Source organism: Kocuria oxytropis (assembly GCF_040981195.1).
Taxonomy (GTDB): Bacteria; Actinomycetota; Actinomycetes; order Actinomycetales; family Micrococcaceae; genus Kocuria; species Kocuria oxytropis.
This window is the reverse complement of sequence record NZ_JAVFXA010000004.1, coordinates 265306-282247: the sequence shown is the minus strand read 5'-3', so window position 1 is coordinate 282247 and position 16942 is coordinate 265306. Positions and strand designations below refer to the sequence as shown.

Sequence of the window (16942 nt, the reverse complement as noted above, 5' to 3'; positions counted from 1 at the left end):
CGGCTGCGACTGCTGCGCGAGGCGATGCCGAACATCCCGATCCAGATGCTGCTGCGCGGGCGCAACACCGTGGGCTACACCCCGTATCCGACCGAGGTCACCGACGCGTTCGTGGCCGAGGCCGCGGCGACCGGGGTGGACATCTTCCGGATCTTCGACGCCCTCAACGACGTCTCCCAGATGACCCCGGCCATCGAGGCCGTCCGGGCGACGGGCACCGCGGTGGCCGAGGTGGCCCTGTGCTACACCGGGGACCTGCTGGACCCGGCCGAGACGCTTTACACCCTGGACTACTACCTGGAGCTGGCCGCCCAGTGCGTCGAGGCCGGCGCGCACGTGCTGGCGATCAAGGACATGGCCGGGCTGCTGCGCCCGGCCGCGGCGGGGCGGCTGGTGACCGCGCTGCGGGAGCGCTTCGAGCTGCCCGTGCACCTGCACACCCACGACACCGCCGGCGGGCAGCTGGCCACGCTGATGGCCGCGATCGAGGCCGGGGTGGACGCGGTGGACGTCGCCGACGCCTCGATGGCGGGCACGACCTCCCAGGTGCCCGCCTCGGCGCTGGTGGCCGCCCTGGAGCACACCGAGCGCGACACCGGGATCGAGCTGGCGGCGATCTCGGCGATGGAGCCCTACTGGGAGGTCATCCGCCGGATGTACGCCCCGTTCGAGTCCGGGCTCACCGCCCCGACCGGGCGGGTGTACCGGCACGAGATCCCGGGCGGGCAGCTGTCGAACCTGCGCCAGCAGGCCATCGCCCTGGGGCTGGGGGAGCGCTTCGAGGCGATCGAGGACATGTACACCGCCGCCAACGCCATGCTCGGCCACCTGGTGAAGGTCACCCCCTCCTCCAAGGTCGTGGGCGATCTCGCCCTGGCCCTGGTGGGGGCCGGGGTGGACCCGGGCGAGTTCGAGGCGAACCCGCAGCGCTTCGACATCCCGGACTCGGTGATCGGCTTCCTCGCCGGGGAGCTCGGCACGCCCCCGGGCGGGTGGCCCGAACCGTTCCGCTCGAAGGCCCTGGAGGGCCGCACCGTGAAGGTCGGGATCACGGAGCTGGCCCCGGAGGACTCCCAGGCCCTGGCCGGGGACCCGGCGACCCGGCGTGCCACGCTGAACCGGCTGCTCTTCCCCGGTCCCACCCGCGAGTACGAGGCCGGCCGGGCCAAGTACGGGGACGTGTCCGTGCTGCACACCCGGGACTTCCTCTACGGGCTGACCACCGAGCACGAGCACGTGATCTCCCTGGGCAAGGGGGTGCGGCTGCTGGTGACCCTGCAGGCGATCTCGGAGGCCGACGAGAAGGGCATGCGCACCGTGATGCTCACCCTCAACGGCCAGCCGCGGATGATCGAGGTCCGCGACACCTCGGTCGCCTCGGCGGTGCCCGAGACGGAGAAGGCCGATCCGGCCGATCCCGGCCACGTGGCCGCCCCGTTCGCCGGGGCGGTGACCGTGACGGTGGCCGCCGGCGACACCGTGGAGGCCGGGGGCCAGGTCGCCACCATCGAGGCGATGAAGATGGAGGCCTCCATCACCGCCCCCACCGCCGGCACCGTCGCCCGGGTCGCCCTCACCGGCGTCACCCAGGTCTCCGGAGGCGACCTCCTGCTGGCGCTCGACACCGCGGGCTGAGCCGGCGGCGGCCTGCCGGCACCGCGGACCCCGGGAGGGCCGCGGTGCCGGCAGGGGCCGCCCGGGGGCCGCCGCGGCCGCGCATAGGATGGGCCGCATGCGGAAATTCGACCTGATCATCATCGGCTCCGGCTCGGGCAACTCCATCCTCACCGAGGACTACGAGGGCATGGACGTCGCGCTCATCGACGGCGGGACCTTCGGCGGCACCTGCCTCAACGTGGGGTGCATCCCCACGAAGATGTACGCGTACCCGGCCAGTGTGGCCCGCCGCGCCCAGGAGGCCGATCGGCTCGGCCTCGACGCCGCGGTGCAGGACGTGCGGTGGCGGGAGATGCGGGACCGGATCTTCGGGCGGATCGACGCGATCTCCCACGGCGGGCTCGACTACCGCCGGACGCTGCCGCACGTGACCGTCTACCAGGAGCACGTGCGCTTCACCGGTCCGCGGACCCTGCGCACCGCGTCGGGGGAGGAGCTCACGGCGGCGCAGATCGTGGTGGCCTCGGGGTCGCGGCCGGTGCGCCCGGAGATCCCCGGGATCGACCTGCCCCAGGTGCACACCTCGGACACGGTCATGCGCATCGACGAGCTGCCCCGCCGCGTGGTGGTGGTCGGCGGCGGCTACATCGGCGCCGAGTTCGCGCACGTGTTCTCCAGCCTCGGGTCCCGGGTGACCCAGGTCAACCGCACCCACCGCATCCTGCGCTACCACGACCCGGAGATCGCCGAGCGGTTCGCGCGCGAGGCCTCCCGGCAGTGGAAGCTCGAGACGGGATGGACCCTGAGCGAGGTCGAGGAGTGGGACGGCGAGGAGTGCGCCGTGATGGTCACCTTCCGCGACCCCCAGGACCCGGAGCTCGTCATGCGCCTGCCGGCGGACGTGGTGCTGGTGGCCACGGGCCGGCAGCCCAACACCGACGTGCTGGACGCCCGGGCGGGCGGCCTGGACGTGCGGCAGGACGGTCTGCTGGCCGTCGACGAGTACCAGCGCGCCCTCTCCGGGGGCCGGCCCGCGGAGGGCGTCTGGGCCCTCGGGGACATCAGCTCCCCCTACCAGCTCAAGCACGTGGCCAACGCCGAGGCGCGCACGGTGCAGCACAACCTCCTGCACCCCGGCGACCTCCGGGCCACCGACCACCGGTTCGTGCCCTCCGCCGTGTTCACCAGCCCGCAGATCGCCTCCGTCGGCATGACCCAGCAGGAGGCCGAGCAGTGGGCGGTCGACCAGGGCAGCGAGATCACGGTCAAGGTGCAGGACTACGGGTCCACCGCCTACGGGTGGGCCATGGAGGACCACACGGGACTGTGCAAGCTGATCGCGGAGAAGGGCACGGGCCGCCTGCTGGGGGCGCACCTGATCGGTGAGGAGGCCTCCCTGCTCATCCAGCCGCTGGTCCAGGCCATGTCCTTCGGGCTGGACGCCCACACGATGGCCCGTGGCCAGTACTGGATCCACCCGGCCCTGAGCGAGGTCGTCGAGAACGCCCTGCTGGGCCTCGACGTCCCCGAGCACTCGCCCCTGAGCCAGGCCGCGCTCGTCGGCGGCCGGTGAGCCCACCGGCCGCCGAGCGGCACTACCCGCGGCCCGGCAGGTGCGCCTGGGAGAGCTTCTCCTTGATCCGCTCCGCCGGGGTGGCGGGGGCGGGGGCCGGCTCGGGGGCGGGACGCGAGTAGATCTCCTCGATCCGGTCCGCGAAGTCCTGGGCGATCTTCGCCCGCTTGATCTTCATGGACGGGGTCAGATGACCGGAGGCCTCCGTCCAGTCGACACCGAGGATCTCGAAGGCCCGGATGCTCTCCGCGCGGGAGACCGCCCGGTTCGCGTGGTCGACGATCTCCTGGACGTGCTCGACCACCTTCGGGTGGCGCGCGGCCTCCGCCACGGGCATGGCGGGATCCAGCCCCATCAGCTCCAGGCGGGCAGGCAGGACGTCCTGGTCGAGGGTGACGAGCGCGGCCACGAACGGCCGGTCGTCCCCGACCACCATGACCTGGGAGACGAGGGCGGAGGCGCGGATCGGGTCCTCCAGCACGTTGGGCACCACGTTCTTGCCGCCGGCCGTGACGATGATCTCCTTCTTCCGCCCGGTCAGGGTCAGCGCCCCGTCCTCGTCGAGCGAGCCGAGGTCGCCCGTGCGGAACCACCCGTCCTCGAACGCGGCCGCCGTGAGGTCCTCGCGCCCGTGGTAGCCGCGCATGACGTGGGTGCCGCGGACCAGGACCTCACCGTCCTCGCCGATCCGCACCTCGTTGCCCGGCAGCGGCAGCCCCACGGTGCCGATCTTGCCGATCTCCGGGGTGTTGACCGCGATGGGCGCGGTGGTCTCCGTGAGCCCGTAGCCCTCGACGACGTACACCCCGATCCCGTTGAAGAAGTGCCCCAGCCGGGTGCCGAGGGCGGCGCCGCCCGAGACGGCGTGCGTGACCTCCCCGCCCATCGCCTCCCGCAGCTTCGAGTACACGAGCCGGTCGAACAGGGCGTGGCGGGCGCGCAGCAGCGGCGGCACCCGCCCGGCCTGCCCGGCCTTCGAGTGTGCGACGGCCGTGGCCACGGCGCGCTCGAAGATCAGCGACTTCGCCCGGCCGCTCTTCTCGGCCTTCAGGCGGGCGCTCTGGTAGATCTTCTCGAACACCCGCGGCACGGCCAGGATGAACGTGGGCCGGAAGGCCCCGAGATCGGCCATGAGGTTCTTCACGTCGGGGGTGTGGGCCAGCACGGTCCCCGTGTAGAGGGCGATGACCTCCACGAAACGGGCGAACACGTGGGCCAGCGGCAGGAACAGCAGCGTGCGCGCGCCGGGGTGGATGATGTCGGCCACCACCAGGGAGGTGTTCTCGCACAGCCGCACGAAGTTCCCGTGCGTGAGCTCGCACCCCTTGGGAGGCCCGGTGGTCCCCGAGGTGTAGATGATCGTGGCGACGTCCTCGAGACCGCGCGAGGTGCGGCGCGCCTCCAGCTCCTCGTCCGGCACGTCCGCGCCGGCGCGTGCCAGTTCGTCGAGTCCGCCGCCCGTGCCGTCCAGGCGCCAGACGTTCTCCGCCGCGCGGAACGGCGTCTCCTGCGAGGCCGCGCGCACGGAGTCCTCCAGTGCCTGCGTCTCCACGAAGACGGCCTTCGCGTCCGAGTCGCCCATGATCCAGGCGATCTGCTGCGCGGAGGAGGAGTCGTAGACCGGGACGGGCACCGCCCCGGCGTACCAGATCGCGAAGTCCGCGAGGGTCCACTCGTAGCGGGTCCGGCTCAGGATGCCCACCCGGTCGCCGGGCTCGATCCCGGCGGCCACGAGCCCCTTCGCCACCCCCTGGACCGAGGCCAGGAACTCCCGGGCGTGCACCTCGCGGGCGGCCCCGTCCGCCGCCAGGACGGTGTACAGGTGCGGGTCCCCGGCACGGTCCGCCTGCATCAGCAGGAAGTCCGTGATGCGGCTGTGGGCGGGCGGGTCCACGAGAGCGTCGGTCGCGACGTGGCGCATGGGGTTCTCCTCGGATCGGGATGGGCAGGCCGTCCGCCCCAGTCTAGTGAATTGGCTCACGCAAACGGCGTCAGACGCGGGCGCCGTCGTCCAGGTCGTCGCGGTCGTCGGGCAGCGAGGTCAGCAGGTGGCCGATGGCCCCGATCACGGTCACCAGGCCCGCCACGATGGCCCACCACGGCAGCGAGCCGGGCAGCAGGGACAGCACCACCAGCAGGACGGGCACGCCGACCAGCACGGTCCAGGACAGCACCGCCCCGGCGCTGAGCCCCTGCGTGACGGGCCCGGGGTCGGGGGAGTAGGGCGCGTCGTCGTCCTCCGGGTCCTCCGGGTCCCGGTCCTCGTCCGCCCCTGCGGGAGGCCCGCCGAAGACGGCCTCCTCCGGGGACCAGTCCCGGGGTCCGGTGAGGTGCCGGTCGCCGGCCCGCCGCACGTCCTCGAGGTCCGAGACGATCCGGTGCCACTCGTCCTCGGGGCCGTGGCCGCCGGCGGTGCCCCCGGGGCCGGCGCTCATCGCCGCTCCCTCCGGGACGCCGGGCGCAGCGGCCGCGCGGTGACCGGGCTGCGCCCGGCCGCGAGATCCTCGACGAAGCGCACGGACCGCGCCGCGACCACGTCCGCCTCCCGGTCCAGCGTGGCCACGTGGAAGCTCTCGGCCAGGCGGACCAGCTCCACGTCCCCGCCTGCGCGGCGCAGCACGTGCAGGTGCGAGGCGTCGGAGACCACGTGGTCGTGCTGCGAGCGCAGCAGCAGGACGGGGGCGGTGACCGCCGGCAGCATCCTGCGGGTCCGGGCCATGAACCGTCCGAGCTCCGCCACGCCCGCCACCGGTGTGCGGGGGTAGGCGTGCTCGGTGACCCCGGGGAGGCTGATGTCGTCCCCGACCCCCGGCACGGAGGGCACCGCGCGGTGCAGGGCGGGGGCGAAGCGCGCCGTGCGGCTGACGAGCGACAGGGCCGGGTTCAGGGCCACGACCCCGTCCACGGGCAGGATCGCGGCGAGGTGCAGCGCCAGCGCCCCGCCCATCGAGAGCCCGCACACCACCACGACGTCGTGCCGGGCCCGCAGCTGCTGCAGCTGCGCGGCGGCGTGGTCGCGCCACTGCTCCCACCGGACGCCGGCCAGGTCCTCCCACCGGGTGCCGTGGCCGGGGAGCACGGGCCCCACGACGTCCGCCCCCGCCTCGTGCAGGGCACGGCCCCACGGGCGGACGCTGAACGGGACACCGGTGAAGCCGTGCAGCACGAGAGCGCCCACGGGGCCGTCGGCCGGGTACCGGAAGGGCTCGCCCGGGGACCCTTCGGCGACGGGCCCCCCGGTCGCGGTGGGGGTGGGCAGGTGCTGGTCCTCGACGGGTGACGTCATGCGTCCATGATGTCAGGACGGGCCCCGGAGCGGGCGCACCGGCAACGGCGCCCGTGCGGACGTGAGAGAATACCGGAGGCCGGACCCGGTCCGAGCGGCTCGGACCCTCGCGACACCCCGATCAGCACGAAGGAGTCCTCTCCCACATGGTCTACATGTTTCTGAAGCGCTACGTTGTCGGTCCTCTCGTCAACGTCGCCTTCCGGCCCGAGGTCCACGGCCTGGAGAACGTGCCCGCCGAGGGTCCGGCCATCCTGGCCAGCAACCACCTCTCGGTCTCCGACTCGGTCTTCATGCCGGTGGCGGTGCCCCGGCAGGTGTACTTCCTGGCCAAGTCCGACTACTTCACCAGCCCCGGGCTCAAGGGCAGGGCGATGGCGGCGTTCTTCCGCGCCATCAACCAGATCCCCATGGACCGCTCCGGCGGCCGGGCCAGCGCGAAGTCGCTGAGCAACGGCGGGCGGAAGCTGCTGGAGGGTGAGCTGCTCGGGATCTATCCGGAGGGCACCCGCTCCCCGGACGGACGCATGTACAAGGGCAAGATCGGGGTGGCCAGGCTGGCGCTCGAGACGGGAGCCCCGGTCGTGCCGATCGCCATGGTCGGCACCGACAAGGTCCAGCCCATCGGCACCCGGCTGCCGCTGCCCCGCCGCAGCGCGCGGGTCGCCACGATCTTCGGCGAGCCGCTCGACTTCTCCCGCTACCGGGGCCGGCAGGGCGAGCACGCCCTGCTGCGCGAGGTCACCGACGAGATCATGCACGCGATCCAGGCGCTGTCCGGCCAGGTCTACGTGGACGCGTACGCCTCGGAGCACAAGAAGCGGCTCGCGGAGCAGAAGCGCCAGGAGACCAGGCAGGCCGCCGCGGAGATGGTGGACAGCGCCAAGGACAGGGCGCGCAGCGCCGCCCGGACCGCCCGCCGGACCGCGGACTCCCTCGCCCACCGGGACCGCCCCGAGACCGCGGGCGACGACGCCCCGCCGCCCACCGCACCCTGACCCCCCGCCCGGCCCCGCCCCGGACGACACAGAGGAAGACATCATGCTCGACTTCACCGTTCCCGACAGCCTTCGCAACCTCGCCTCCCCGGTCCCCTCGGCGGCCGACTACCCCGGGCTGGACGACTGGCGCGAGCTGGCCGCCGACCAGCAGCCGACGTGGGGCGACCACCCCGACTTCGCCGCCTCGATCGCCGAGCTCAACGCGGTGCCGCCCCTCGTCTTCGCGGGGGAGGTGGACCAGCTGCGCGACCGTCTCGCCGAGGTCGCCCACGGCCGGGCCTTCTTCCTGCAGGGCGGCGACTGCGCCGAGACCTTCGAGGGCGCCACGGCCGACCGGATCAGCGCCCGGGTCAAGACCCTGCTGCAGATGGCCGTGGTGCTCACGTACGGGGCGTCCATGCCGGTCGTGAAGATGGGCCGCATGGCCGGGCAGTTCTCGAAGCCCCGCTCCTCCAACGACGAGACGCGCGACGGCGTGACCCTGCCGACGTTCCGCGGGGAGATGGTCAACGGATTCGACTTCACGGAGGAGTCCCGGGTGCACGACCCGCGGCGGATGGTGCGCGGCTACCACACCTCCGCCTCCACCCTGAACCTCATCCGGGCCTTCACCACGGGCGGCTTCGCCGACCTGCGCCTGGTGCACGCCTGGAACATGGGCTTCACCACCAACCCGGCGCACGCGCGCTACGAGTCGCTGGCCCGCGAGATCGACCGGGCCGTGAAGTTCATGGACGCGTGCGGCGCCGACTTCGACGCCCTGCGCACCACGGAGTTCTACGCCGGTCACGAGGCCCTGCTGCTGGACTACGAGCGGGCCCTGAGCCGGATCGACTCCCGCACCCACCTCCCGTACGGGACGTCCGGGCACTTCCTGTGGATCGGGGAGCGCACCCGGGAGCTCGACGGCGCCCACGTGGACCTGCTCTCCCGGCTGCGCAACCCGATCGGCGTCAAGCTGGGCCCGAAGACGACCGGCGAGGACGCGCTCGCGCTCATCGACAAGCTCGACCCGCAGCGCGAGCCGGGCCGGCTCACGTTCATCACGCGGATGGGCGCGAAGAACATCCGGGAGAAGCTGCCGCCGCTGGTCGAGGCCGTGGAGAGCTCGGGCGCCAAGGTCGTGTGGGTCACCGACCCCATGCACGGCAACACCGTGTCCCTGCCATCCGGGTACAAGACCCGCAATTTCGACGACGTCGTGGACGAAGTCCGCGGCTTCTTCGAGGTGCACGAGGCGATCGGCTCGTTCCCCGGGGGCATCCACGTGGAAATGACCGGCGACGACGTCGCGGAGTGCCTCGGCGGGGCCGACCCCGTGGACGAGTCCTCCTTCCAGGACCGCTACGAGTCGCTGTGCGACCCGCGGCTAAACCACATGCAGTCCCTCGAGATCGCGTTCCTCGTCGCGGGGTACCTCTCCCGCCGCTGAGCGCAGCACCGGGTCCACGGGGCCGGGGCCGGACCGGCCGTCCGCTACAGGACGGTCAGGACGACCTCGGCCCCGTCGGCCGTCTGGGCCACCACGTAGCCGAAGGGGGCGCCGAGCCTCTCCTCGACCCGTGCCGCGTAGCCGGCCTCCCCGAGCACCCGCACCGCCTCGTCGACGGGCCGGCCCAGGACCCCGGGGGCGGACTCGGCCCGGGTCCCGGCCGAGACCGCGAGGTCCACCGTCGTGCCCGGGAGCACCGCCGTGCCCGCCTCCGGGTGCTGGCCCACGACGGTCCCGGCCGGGGCGTCGTCGGGCACCGCGGTCCCGGTGCCGGCCGCGAGCCCCGCGTCGGCCAGGCGTGCCCGGGCGTCCTCCTCCGTCATCCCGGCGACGTCCGGGGCGGTCGTCGTCTCCGGGCCGGTCGAGACCAGGAGGACCACCTGCTCCGCCGCCCGCACGGTGGACCCGGCCGGCGGGTCGGTGCCGAGCACGGTGCCGGCGGGAACTGCCAGGTCCTCGGTCTCGTGCACGGCCACGTTGGCCAGCCCGGCGCCGGCCAGGTACTGCTCGGCGAGCTCGGGACCCGTTCCCCGCACGTCCGGCACGCTCACGGTCCCGCCCGGGCCGGAGCCCAGCAGCCAGCCCAGGAACGCCGCGGCGGCCACCGCGAGCGCGACCAGCGCCAGGGTGCCCGCCGCGTGCAGGGGACGGGTCGGGCGCAGCTCGACCTCGGGCCGCCAGGGGTCGGAGGATCCGCTCGAGGACGACGGGAACTGCGGCGGACCGGACCCCGCCGGCCCGCCCAGCCCGGCGGGATGCGGCGCGGCGCCCTGCGGCACGGCGCCCTGCGGCGATCCGGCCCGGGCGGACGCCGGGTCCAGGGCCTCGGTGGGGGCGGCCTCCCGGTCCAGGGCCTCGGTCGGTGCGCCGGCGGGGCCCGGCGTCGTGCGCCACGCGCCCGGGGCCGGCGTGTCCACGGTGCCGCGGTCCGGAGCGAGAGCTTCCGTGCGCCACGCGTCCGGGGTCAGTGCTTCCGTGGGACCCCCGTCCGGGTCCCTCCCGGCCGGGACGCGGACGGTCGGTGCGGCCGGCCGGCCGGGCACCGCACCGGGGACGGGCCGCGGGGCCGGGAGCCGCGCGAGCTCGGACGGCCGCAGCCCCGCCCGGACCGCCCGCAGCTCCTCGAGGAACCGGCTCGCGTCCGGCGGGCGCAGTTCCGGGTCCCGTGCGGTGGCGTGGGCCACGAGCCGGGCCAGTCCCGGCGGGACACCCGGGTCGAGGGCGCGCAGGTTCGGGACGGCGCCCTCCGCGTGGGCGCGGGCCACGGCCACGGGGCTGCCCTCGAAGGGGCGGCGGCCGGTCAGGAGCTCGAATAGCACGATCCCCGCCGAGTACACGTCCGCCCGGGTGTCCACCCGCTGTCCGGTCACCAGCTCCGGCGAGGCGTAGCCCACCGTGCCGAGCACCGTCCCGGTCCCCGTGTGCTGGTCCACGGCGCGGGTGAGGCCGAAGTCCGCGACCGTCACCCGGCCGGTGCCGGCGATCAGGACGTTCTCGGGCTTCACGTCGCGGTGCACCAGCCCCGCCCGGTGCGCCGCGGCGAGCCCGTCGAGGACCGGCTCCAGCAGCGCCAGCGCCTCGCCCGGGGGCAGGGCGCCGCGCCGGCGCAGCAGGTCCCGCAGCGTCGAGCCCGCGACGTGCTCCATGACCAGGTAGGGCACCCCGTCCGGGGCGTGGCCCTGGTCGAGCACGGAGACGACGTGCGGGTGGGACAGCCGTGCCGCGGCCCGGGCCTCCCGGACGAACCGCTCGGCGGCCGCGGGGTCCTGGGCGAGGTGGGCGTGCATGAGCTTGACCGCAACGACCCGCTGCAGGCGCGTGTCCACCGCCCGGTACACGGTGGCGGTGCCGCCGTGGGCGATGCGCGGGCCCAGCTCGTAGCGGCCCTCGAGGACGGTCCCGGTCAGGTGGTCGGGGAGCGCGTGCTGCACGGGGCTCAGCCTAGGGCGGGGCGCTGTGCGCCGGCTGGGTCGGAGGTCACGGTCCGAACCGTTTGCGGTGGGTCTTGATGTTCTTGACGTACCGCTTGGTGTCGTCGTACATCCCGTACTTCTTCACGCCGTGCAGACCCTGGTAGTACGCGGCGATGGCCACGTCCGTGCTGGGCGCGGCGCGGCCCAGCTGGCGGATGATGGCCACGCCCGCGGTGACGTTGTCCTGCGGGTCGAGCAGGTCGAGCTCCCGGCCCACGAGACCCGAGGCCCAGTCCCCGGCGTCCGGGATGACCTGCATCGTGCCCACGGCGTCCGCGGGGGAGACGGCCCGGTGGTCGAAGCCCGACTCCTGGTAGGCGTGGGCCAGGGCCAGGGCCGGGTCCACGCCCATCCGCACCGCGGTGTCGTGGACCATCCGGCGCATCTGCTCGCGGGACGGCGCCGGGCGGGAGGCGAGCTGCTCGTGGTGGCGGTTGGCGGAGTCCACCACCCCGTCCTCGTAGGTCCGGCCCAGGAAGCTGTCGCCCACGGCGCGCTGTCCGTCCGGCCGGGCGGCCTCGGCCGGTGCCGGAGCCGCGGCGCTCCGCACGGTCTCCCCGGCCGGCGCGGCGACCGCCAGCCGCTGCCCCGGGCGCAGCAGGGAGGTGACGGTGAGGTCGTTGTCGTCGAGCAGCGCCTGGACGGAGACCCCGCGCTCCTGCGAGATGCTCCACAGGGAGTCGCCGGGACGCACGACGTGCTCCGTGCGGGCCGGCTCCTTCGCCGGCGGGGCGGTCTCCTCCGCGGGTTCCGCCTCGGGGGCCTCGCCGCCGGACAGCCGCAGCTGCTGTCCGGGCAGGAGCAGTGCCGCCCCCGAGAGGTCGTTCCACCGCATCAGCTCGTCCACGCGGACGCCGTGGCGCTGGGCGATCGCCCACAGGGAGTCCCCGGGGGACACGGTGTGCTCCGGTGCCTTCGCCGCGGTCCGTCCGGGCAGCTGGGGTGCCGAGGCCACCTGGCCGGTGTGCGCGGGAGCCGCGTGGGCCACCGTGCCGCTGCCCAGGGCGGCCAGGGCGACGGCGGTGACCGCGGTGACCGCCGAGCCCGTGCGGGCGCGGCGGGCCCAGCCGGGGGAGCGGTCCGCCGGCGCCGCGGGGCCGGCGCCGGGGGCGTCCGGGTCGGAGCGGGTGCTGGTGCGGTGGGGTGCGTCGTTCGGGTCGGTCGTGTCGCTGTCGGGGGGATACGGCATGAAGTGGCTCTCTGACGCTGATCGGGGAAGGTGCGGAGGTCTCAGCCGGCTCCGCGGATCGAGCATACCGTGGCGGGCCCGCGTGGCACGGGCACCGGCCGACGTGGCACCCTGGGGACGTGAAGAACACATCCGGAATCAGCACCGAGGAGTTCGACCGCCTGGACGGTCTCGTCCAGGAGTGGTTGCCCCTGCCCGACATCGCCGAGCAGCTCGATCTCGTGGTCACCCGCGTCCACGGTCTCGTCGACGACGGCACCCTCCTCGCCGTCCGCAACCCCCACGACGGCATCCGCCGGGTGCCGGCCGCGTTCCTGCTGGACGGCGCCGTGGTCGACTCGCTGAAGGGCACGGTGGCGGTCCTGCGGGACTCCGGCTTCACCGACGTCGAGGCGATCGCGTGGCTGTTCACCGAGGACGAGTCCCTGCCCGGCCGTCCCGTCGACGCCCTGCGGGACGGGCGCAAGACGGAGATCCGGCGCCGGGCGCAGGCCCTGGCCTGGTGACCGGCGCCTGACCGGAGTGCCGCCCACCCCGGCCGCGGAGGCGCGGGGCGGGCGGGAGACCGGGTTCAGGAGGAGCGCCGGACCGCGGCCGTGGCCAGCCCGCGCAGCGCGGCCATGGGCACGGCCTCGGCTCCGAGCCGGTCCAGGGCCGCGAACGCCTCCCGGCTGAGCCCGTCGATGAGCGCCTCCGTGGCGCCCAGCGCCCCGCAGGCCGTGATGAGCGAGCGCAGCTGCTCGACGTCCTCCTCGGTCAGGTCCGGCCGGCCCAGGGCCGCCTCGAGCCGCTCGATCTGCTCCTCGCTGCCGCGCGAGCGGACGTAGCCGACGAGCACCGTCCGCTTCCCCTCGCGCAGGTCGTCGCCGGCCGGCTTGCCCGTGGTCGCGGGGTCCCCGAACACCCCCAGCACGTCGTCGCGCAGCTGGAACGCCTCGCCGAGGGGCAGGGCGAACGCGGAACAGCGCTCCAGGACCGGCTCGCCGGCCCCGGCCAGGGCGGCGCCGAGGACCACGGGGTGCTCCACGGAGTACTTCGCCGACTTGTACCGGATGACGTCCAGGGCGCGCTGGACCGCACCGGCACGGTCCTGGCCCCCACCGGCGACCTCCCCCTGCACGTCGAGGTACTGCCCCGCCATCACCTCCGAGCGCATCAGGTCGAAGACCGACCGCGCTCGGTGGCCGCCGTCGGCCGTGGCGGTGGCCGCGGCGAACAGCTGCTCGCTCCACGACAGGCACAGGTCACCGGAGAGGATCGCGGCGGCCACGCCGAAGGCGGCGCCGTCCAGCGCCCAGCCCCGCTCCGCGTGGGCGGCCTCGAACCGGCGGTGCACGCTCGGGGCACCCCGGCGGGTGTCGGAGCGGTCGATCACGTCGTCGTGGATGAGGGCGGCGGACTGGAAGAGCTCGAGCGCGGCGCCGGCCCGGACCACGGCGGGGTCCTCGGGGTCCCCGCCGGCCGCCCGCCAGCCCCAGTAGCACAGCCGGGCGCGTAGCCGCTTGCCGCCCGCGGAGAGCGCGGCGACCGCCTCCACCAGCGGCAGGGCGTCCGCCGAGATCCCGCCGAGGACCGACCGCTGCCGCCCCAGGAACTCCTCCAGCTCCCCGTGCAGACGGGCCACGAACCGCTCGTCCTCGGCGCGGAAGGCGTCCTCGGGCCGGAAGCGCGGCGTGGTGCCGGAGGACGCCTCGGGGTGGTGCGGGAGCAGCGGGCACGTCATGGGTGGTTCGACCTCGGTCTCGGGGCGGGGGTGGACGGCCGCTGGGGACCGCCCGCGATGTCCGGCCCAGCCTATCGAAGGCCCGGCGGGCGGGGACCGGAGCGGCGCCCCCGCCGAGGCCGGGATGTCCGCTCCGAAAGCTATGCTGTGCCGGACCCGGGAGGAGGACGCGGTGACCGAGACGCCGAAGGACCGGCTGGACCGCTGGCGCTCGTGCGCGGTGCTGCACGTGGACATGGACATGTTCTACGTCGGCGTGGAGCTGCTCACGGCGCCCCGGCTGCGGGGCCGGCCCGTCATCGTCGCGGGATCGGGGCACCGCTCCGTCGTCCTCTCCGCCTCGTACGAGGCCCGGGAGTTCGGCGTGCGGTCCGGCATGCCGCTCGCGCGCGCCCGCGCCATGTGCCCCCGGGCGGTCCTGCTGGAGCCCCACCGCGACGCCTACGAGGCCTACTCGCGCCGGGTCATGGCCATGTTCGGGGAGATCACCGACCGGGTCGAGCAGATCAGCGTGGACGAGGCCTTCCTGGACGTCGCCGGGGCGGTCCGGCGGCTCGGCCCGCCGGTGGGCATCGCCCGCGGCCTGCGCGCCCGCGTCCACCGGGAGCTGGGGCTCACCGCCTCCGTGGGGATCGGTGCCAACAAGACGGTGGCGAAGATCGCCTCGACCCGCTCCAAGCCGGACGGCCTCCTGCTCGTCCAGCCCGAGGACACCGTGGCGTTCCTGGCGGAGCTGCCGGTCTCGGCGCTGTGGGGCGTCGGGGGCCGCACGGCCGAGACGCTCACCGGGGCGGGGATCAGCAGCGTCGGCGACCTCGCGGCCACCCCGGTGCCCCAGCTGACCCGGCTGGTCGGACCGGCCGCCGGTCACCACCTCCACGAGCTCGCCAACGGCCGGGACCCCCGCCCGGTCGAGCCGGTCCGGGAGGAGAAGAGCCTCGGCGCGGAGGAGACCTTCCCCCGGGACGTCGCGGACGACCGGGTGCTGCACGAGACCCTGCTGCGGCTGAGCCACCGCACCGCCTCGAGGCTTCGCCGCCACGGGCTGCGGGCCCGGCGGGTGGGACTCAAGCTCCGCTACGCGGACTTCACGACGATCACCCGCTCCCGGACCCTGCAGCACCCCTACACCTCGGCCCGCGACCTGCTCCAGCACGGCGTGGGCCTGCTCGAGGAGCTCGGGAACCGGCCCCAGCCGGTCCGGCTCATCGGGATCCGGGCCGAGCGGCTGGAACCCGCCTCGGACGCCCTGCAGCTGAGCCTGGACGGCCGCGAGGAGGAGTGGGGGGCCGCCGAACAGGCCATGGACCGGGTGCACGCCCGCTTCGGAGCAGAGCGCCTCGGGCCCGCCCGTCTGCTGCCGTCCGCACCACGGGATCCGGGAGGCAACTCGGAGGCTGTTGACAGCCGTGTGCGCGGTGCCAAATCAGCACCCGACGGTCTATCCTGGTAGCAGGCGGCGCCGGAACAGCCGGGGAATCCGCACCCGAAGGATGAGGAGGCATACCGTGCCACTGTCCGAGCACGAGCAACAGCTCCTGGCCCAGCTGGAGAAGCAGCTCCACGCGGACGACCCGAGGTTCGTGACGAGCATGGGCTCCCGTGCCGTCCGGGGTGCTTCCACACGCAACATCGTCCTCGGGATCGTGATCGCCGTCGTCGGCCTGCTCGTCCTCCTGGGCGGAGTGGTGATCGACTCCATCCTGGTCGGTGTCCTGGGCTTCGTGGTGATGGGCGCCGGCGTCTACGTCGCCACCATGCGCTCCGGCAAGCCGCGCCCCGACGGCGCGCCCGGCAAGGGCGGCACGCCCCGCCGCTCGTCCCCGTTCCTGCAGAACCTGGAACAGCGCTGGGACCAGCGCAACTCCGGAGGCTCCTCCTCCTGACCGGCCCCGCCTGAGCGGACGGTCCCCACCGGGACCCTCCACCGCGCGGCGCACCCCGCCCCTAGGCCCCGGCGGCCCCACCCGACCACCACCGTGCCGCCACGCGGCACCCCACCAGCTCCCCGGTGCAGCACCGGGGAGCTTTTCGGTGTCCGGCGTCCTCCGCACGGCTCCCCACAGCGCCCTCCCCACAGCGCCCTCCACGGCGCTCCCCGCCGCGCCCTCCACGCTGCTCCCCGCCGCCTTCTCGAGGTGCCCCCACAGTGCTCGAACGGCGCTCCTGCGGGGCTCCCGGCAACGTCCTCCACGGCGCTCCCGCGGCACTCCCACGGCACCCTCCACACCGCTCCCCGCAGTGCCCTCCACATCGCTCCCCACGGGCCTCCACCACCCTCCCGGCGCCGTGGACGGGCCCGGACGAAGGCCTCGCCGGCCACCCGCCGCAAGCCCCGGAAGGGCGCCCCGCCCCGGCGCGCCACGCCGTCCTCCACCGGGCACCACCCGCGCGCCCCCGCGCCGACCTGCGAGGACGCGGCGCACGCCGACCGGGCGGCGCGCCACGCCGCGGCGCCCGGGCCCCGCGTTCGTTGACCGGGGAGTGAAGTGGAGTAAAGTGGGGCGAAGAGATGGATCTGGGAGAACTCTCGGGCTGGAGAGGCGGTGAGCATGTTTCTCGGAACGTACTCACCCCGTCTCGACGAGAAGGGCCGTCTGATCCTGCCGGCGAAATACCGGGAGGAACTGGCGGAAGGACTCGTCCTGACCCGTGGTCAGGAACGGTGCCTCTACGTGTTCAGTGTCCGGGAGTTCGAACGGGTCCACGAGCAGCTGAGGGCGGCACCCCTGTCCTCGAAGCAGGCCCGGGACTACATCCGGGTCTTTCTCTCGGGCGCCTCGGACGAGGTCCCGGACAAGCAGGGCCGAGTCACCATACCGCCGCCGCTGCGGGACTACGCCGGGCTCGACCGGGAGCTCGCCGTCATCGGCGCGGGCACCCGGGTCGAGATCTGGGACGCCCAGGCGTGGAACGAGTATCTGAACGAGAAGGAGGCCGTCTTCTCCGACACCGAGGAGGAAGTGGTGCCCGGGCTCTTCTGAGCGCAGGCCCGCCGAGACCACCCGCGGAGCACGCGCAGCCGCTTCCCGGATGAGATCTCCAGCCGCACAGCCGTCACCGTCCTGGCTCACCTTCCCCTGAGCCA

At 74.3% G+C, this 16942-nt stretch carries 14 protein-coding genes; 8 read left to right on the top strand and 6 right to left on the bottom strand.

Going from position 1 to position 16942, the window contains the following annotated elements; genetic code table 11:
* Both QYM41_RS06490 and QYM41_RS06485 read left to right on the top strand, forming a co-directional pair.
* On the top strand, nucleotides 1–1635 hold a 1635-nt coding region (locus tag QYM41_RS06490; RefSeq protein ID WP_368798921.1), incomplete at its 5' end, for a biotin/lipoyl-containing protein.
* Between the two features lie 97 nt (nucleotides 1636–1732).
* Nucleotides 1733–3190, top strand: a complete 1458-nt coding sequence (locus QYM41_RS06485; protein ID WP_368798920.1) for a mycothione reductase — start codon at nucleotides 1733–1735, stop codon at nucleotides 3188–3190.
* A gap of 22 nt (nucleotides 3191–3212) precedes the next feature.
* Here QYM41_RS06485 and QYM41_RS06480 read toward each other — a convergent pair whose 3' ends face one another.
* The 3 genes from QYM41_RS06480 to QYM41_RS06470 all read right to left on the bottom strand — a co-directional run bounded on the left by QYM41_RS06480 (nucleotide 3213) and on the right by QYM41_RS06470 (nucleotide 6476).
* Complete coding sequence (locus QYM41_RS06480) at nucleotides 3213–5111, bottom strand: AMP-dependent synthetase/ligase (RefSeq protein ID WP_368798919.1); 1899 nt, start codon at nucleotides 5109–5111, stop codon at nucleotides 3213–3215.
* Nucleotides 5112–5181: 70 nt separating this feature from the next.
* Entirely contained in the window at nucleotides 5182–5625 is a 444-nt protein-coding gene (locus QYM41_RS06475; protein WP_368798918.1) for a hypothetical protein, read from the bottom strand.
* On the bottom strand, nucleotides 5622–6476 hold the full coding sequence (locus tag QYM41_RS06470; RefSeq protein ID WP_368798917.1) for an alpha/beta hydrolase: 855 nt from the start codon (nucleotides 6474–6476) through the stop codon (nucleotides 5622–5624). The genes QYM41_RS06475 and QYM41_RS06470 overlap by 4 nt, the downstream gene beginning before the upstream one ends.
* Nucleotides 6477–6622: 146 nt before the next feature.
* Here QYM41_RS06470 and QYM41_RS06465 point away from each other — a divergent pair, with 146 nt between their 5' ends.
* Both QYM41_RS06465 and QYM41_RS06460 read left to right on the top strand, forming a co-directional pair.
* Nucleotides 6623–7474, top strand: a complete 852-nt coding sequence (locus QYM41_RS06465) for a lysophospholipid acyltransferase family protein (RefSeq protein ID WP_368798916.1) — start codon at nucleotides 6623–6625, stop codon at nucleotides 7472–7474.
* Nucleotides 7475–7517: 43 nt separating this feature from the next.
* A complete protein-coding gene (locus tag QYM41_RS06460) occupies nucleotides 7518–8909 on the top strand; it encodes a class II 3-deoxy-7-phosphoheptulonate synthase (protein WP_368798915.1) in 1392 nt (463 codons plus the stop codon).
* A gap of 44 nt (nucleotides 8910–8953) precedes the next feature.
* On the opposite strand, the gene QYM41_RS06455 is transcribed toward QYM41_RS06460, so the two are convergent.
* Nucleotides 8954–10900, bottom strand: a complete 1947-nt coding sequence (locus tag QYM41_RS06455; protein WP_368798914.1) for a protein kinase domain-containing protein — start codon at nucleotides 10898–10900, stop codon at nucleotides 8954–8956.
* 46 nt (nucleotides 10901–10946) lie between these two features.
* The gene (locus QYM41_RS06450; protein WP_368798913.1) at nucleotides 10947–12131 is read right to left on the bottom strand and encodes a LysM peptidoglycan-binding domain-containing protein; all 1185 of its coding nucleotides are present in this window, start codon (nucleotides 12129–12131) and stop codon (nucleotides 10947–10949) included.
* A gap of 119 nt (nucleotides 12132–12250) precedes the next feature.
* On the opposite strand from QYM41_RS06450, the gene QYM41_RS06445 reads away from it, so the two are divergent.
* Complete coding sequence (locus QYM41_RS06445) at nucleotides 12251–12637, top strand: Rv2175c family DNA-binding protein (protein ID WP_368798912.1); 387 nt, start codon at nucleotides 12251–12253, stop codon at nucleotides 12635–12637.
* Between the two features lie 65 nt (nucleotides 12638–12702).
* Here the strand turns inward: QYM41_RS06445 and QYM41_RS06440 are convergent, their stop codons facing one another.
* On the bottom strand, nucleotides 12703–13854 hold the full coding sequence (locus tag QYM41_RS06440; RefSeq protein ID WP_368798911.1) for a polyprenyl synthetase family protein: 1152 nt from the start codon (nucleotides 13852–13854) through the stop codon (nucleotides 12703–12705).
* Nucleotides 13855–14026: 172 nt separating this feature from the next.
* Between QYM41_RS06440 and dinB the strand changes: the two genes are divergently transcribed.
* The 3 genes from dinB (at nucleotide 14027) to mraZ (ending at nucleotide 16838) form a co-directional block, all read left to right on the top strand.
* Nucleotides 14027–15307: a DNA polymerase IV gene (gene dinB, locus QYM41_RS06435; protein ID WP_368798910.1), complete on the top strand. Its 1281-nt coding sequence runs from the start codon at nucleotides 14027–14029 to the stop codon at nucleotides 15305–15307.
* A gap of 55 nt (nucleotides 15308–15362) precedes the next feature.
* On the top strand, nucleotides 15363–15740 hold the full coding sequence (locus tag QYM41_RS06430; protein WP_368798909.1) for an SCO2097 family morphological protein: 378 nt from the start codon (nucleotides 15363–15365) through the stop codon (nucleotides 15738–15740).
* Nucleotides 15741–16406: 666 nt separating this feature from the next.
* The gene (gene mraZ, locus QYM41_RS06425) at nucleotides 16407–16838 is read left to right on the top strand and encodes a division/cell wall cluster transcriptional repressor MraZ (protein ID WP_368798935.1); all 432 of its coding nucleotides are present in this window, start codon (nucleotides 16407–16409) and stop codon (nucleotides 16836–16838) included.
* Nucleotides 16839–16942: the final 104 nt, after the last annotated feature.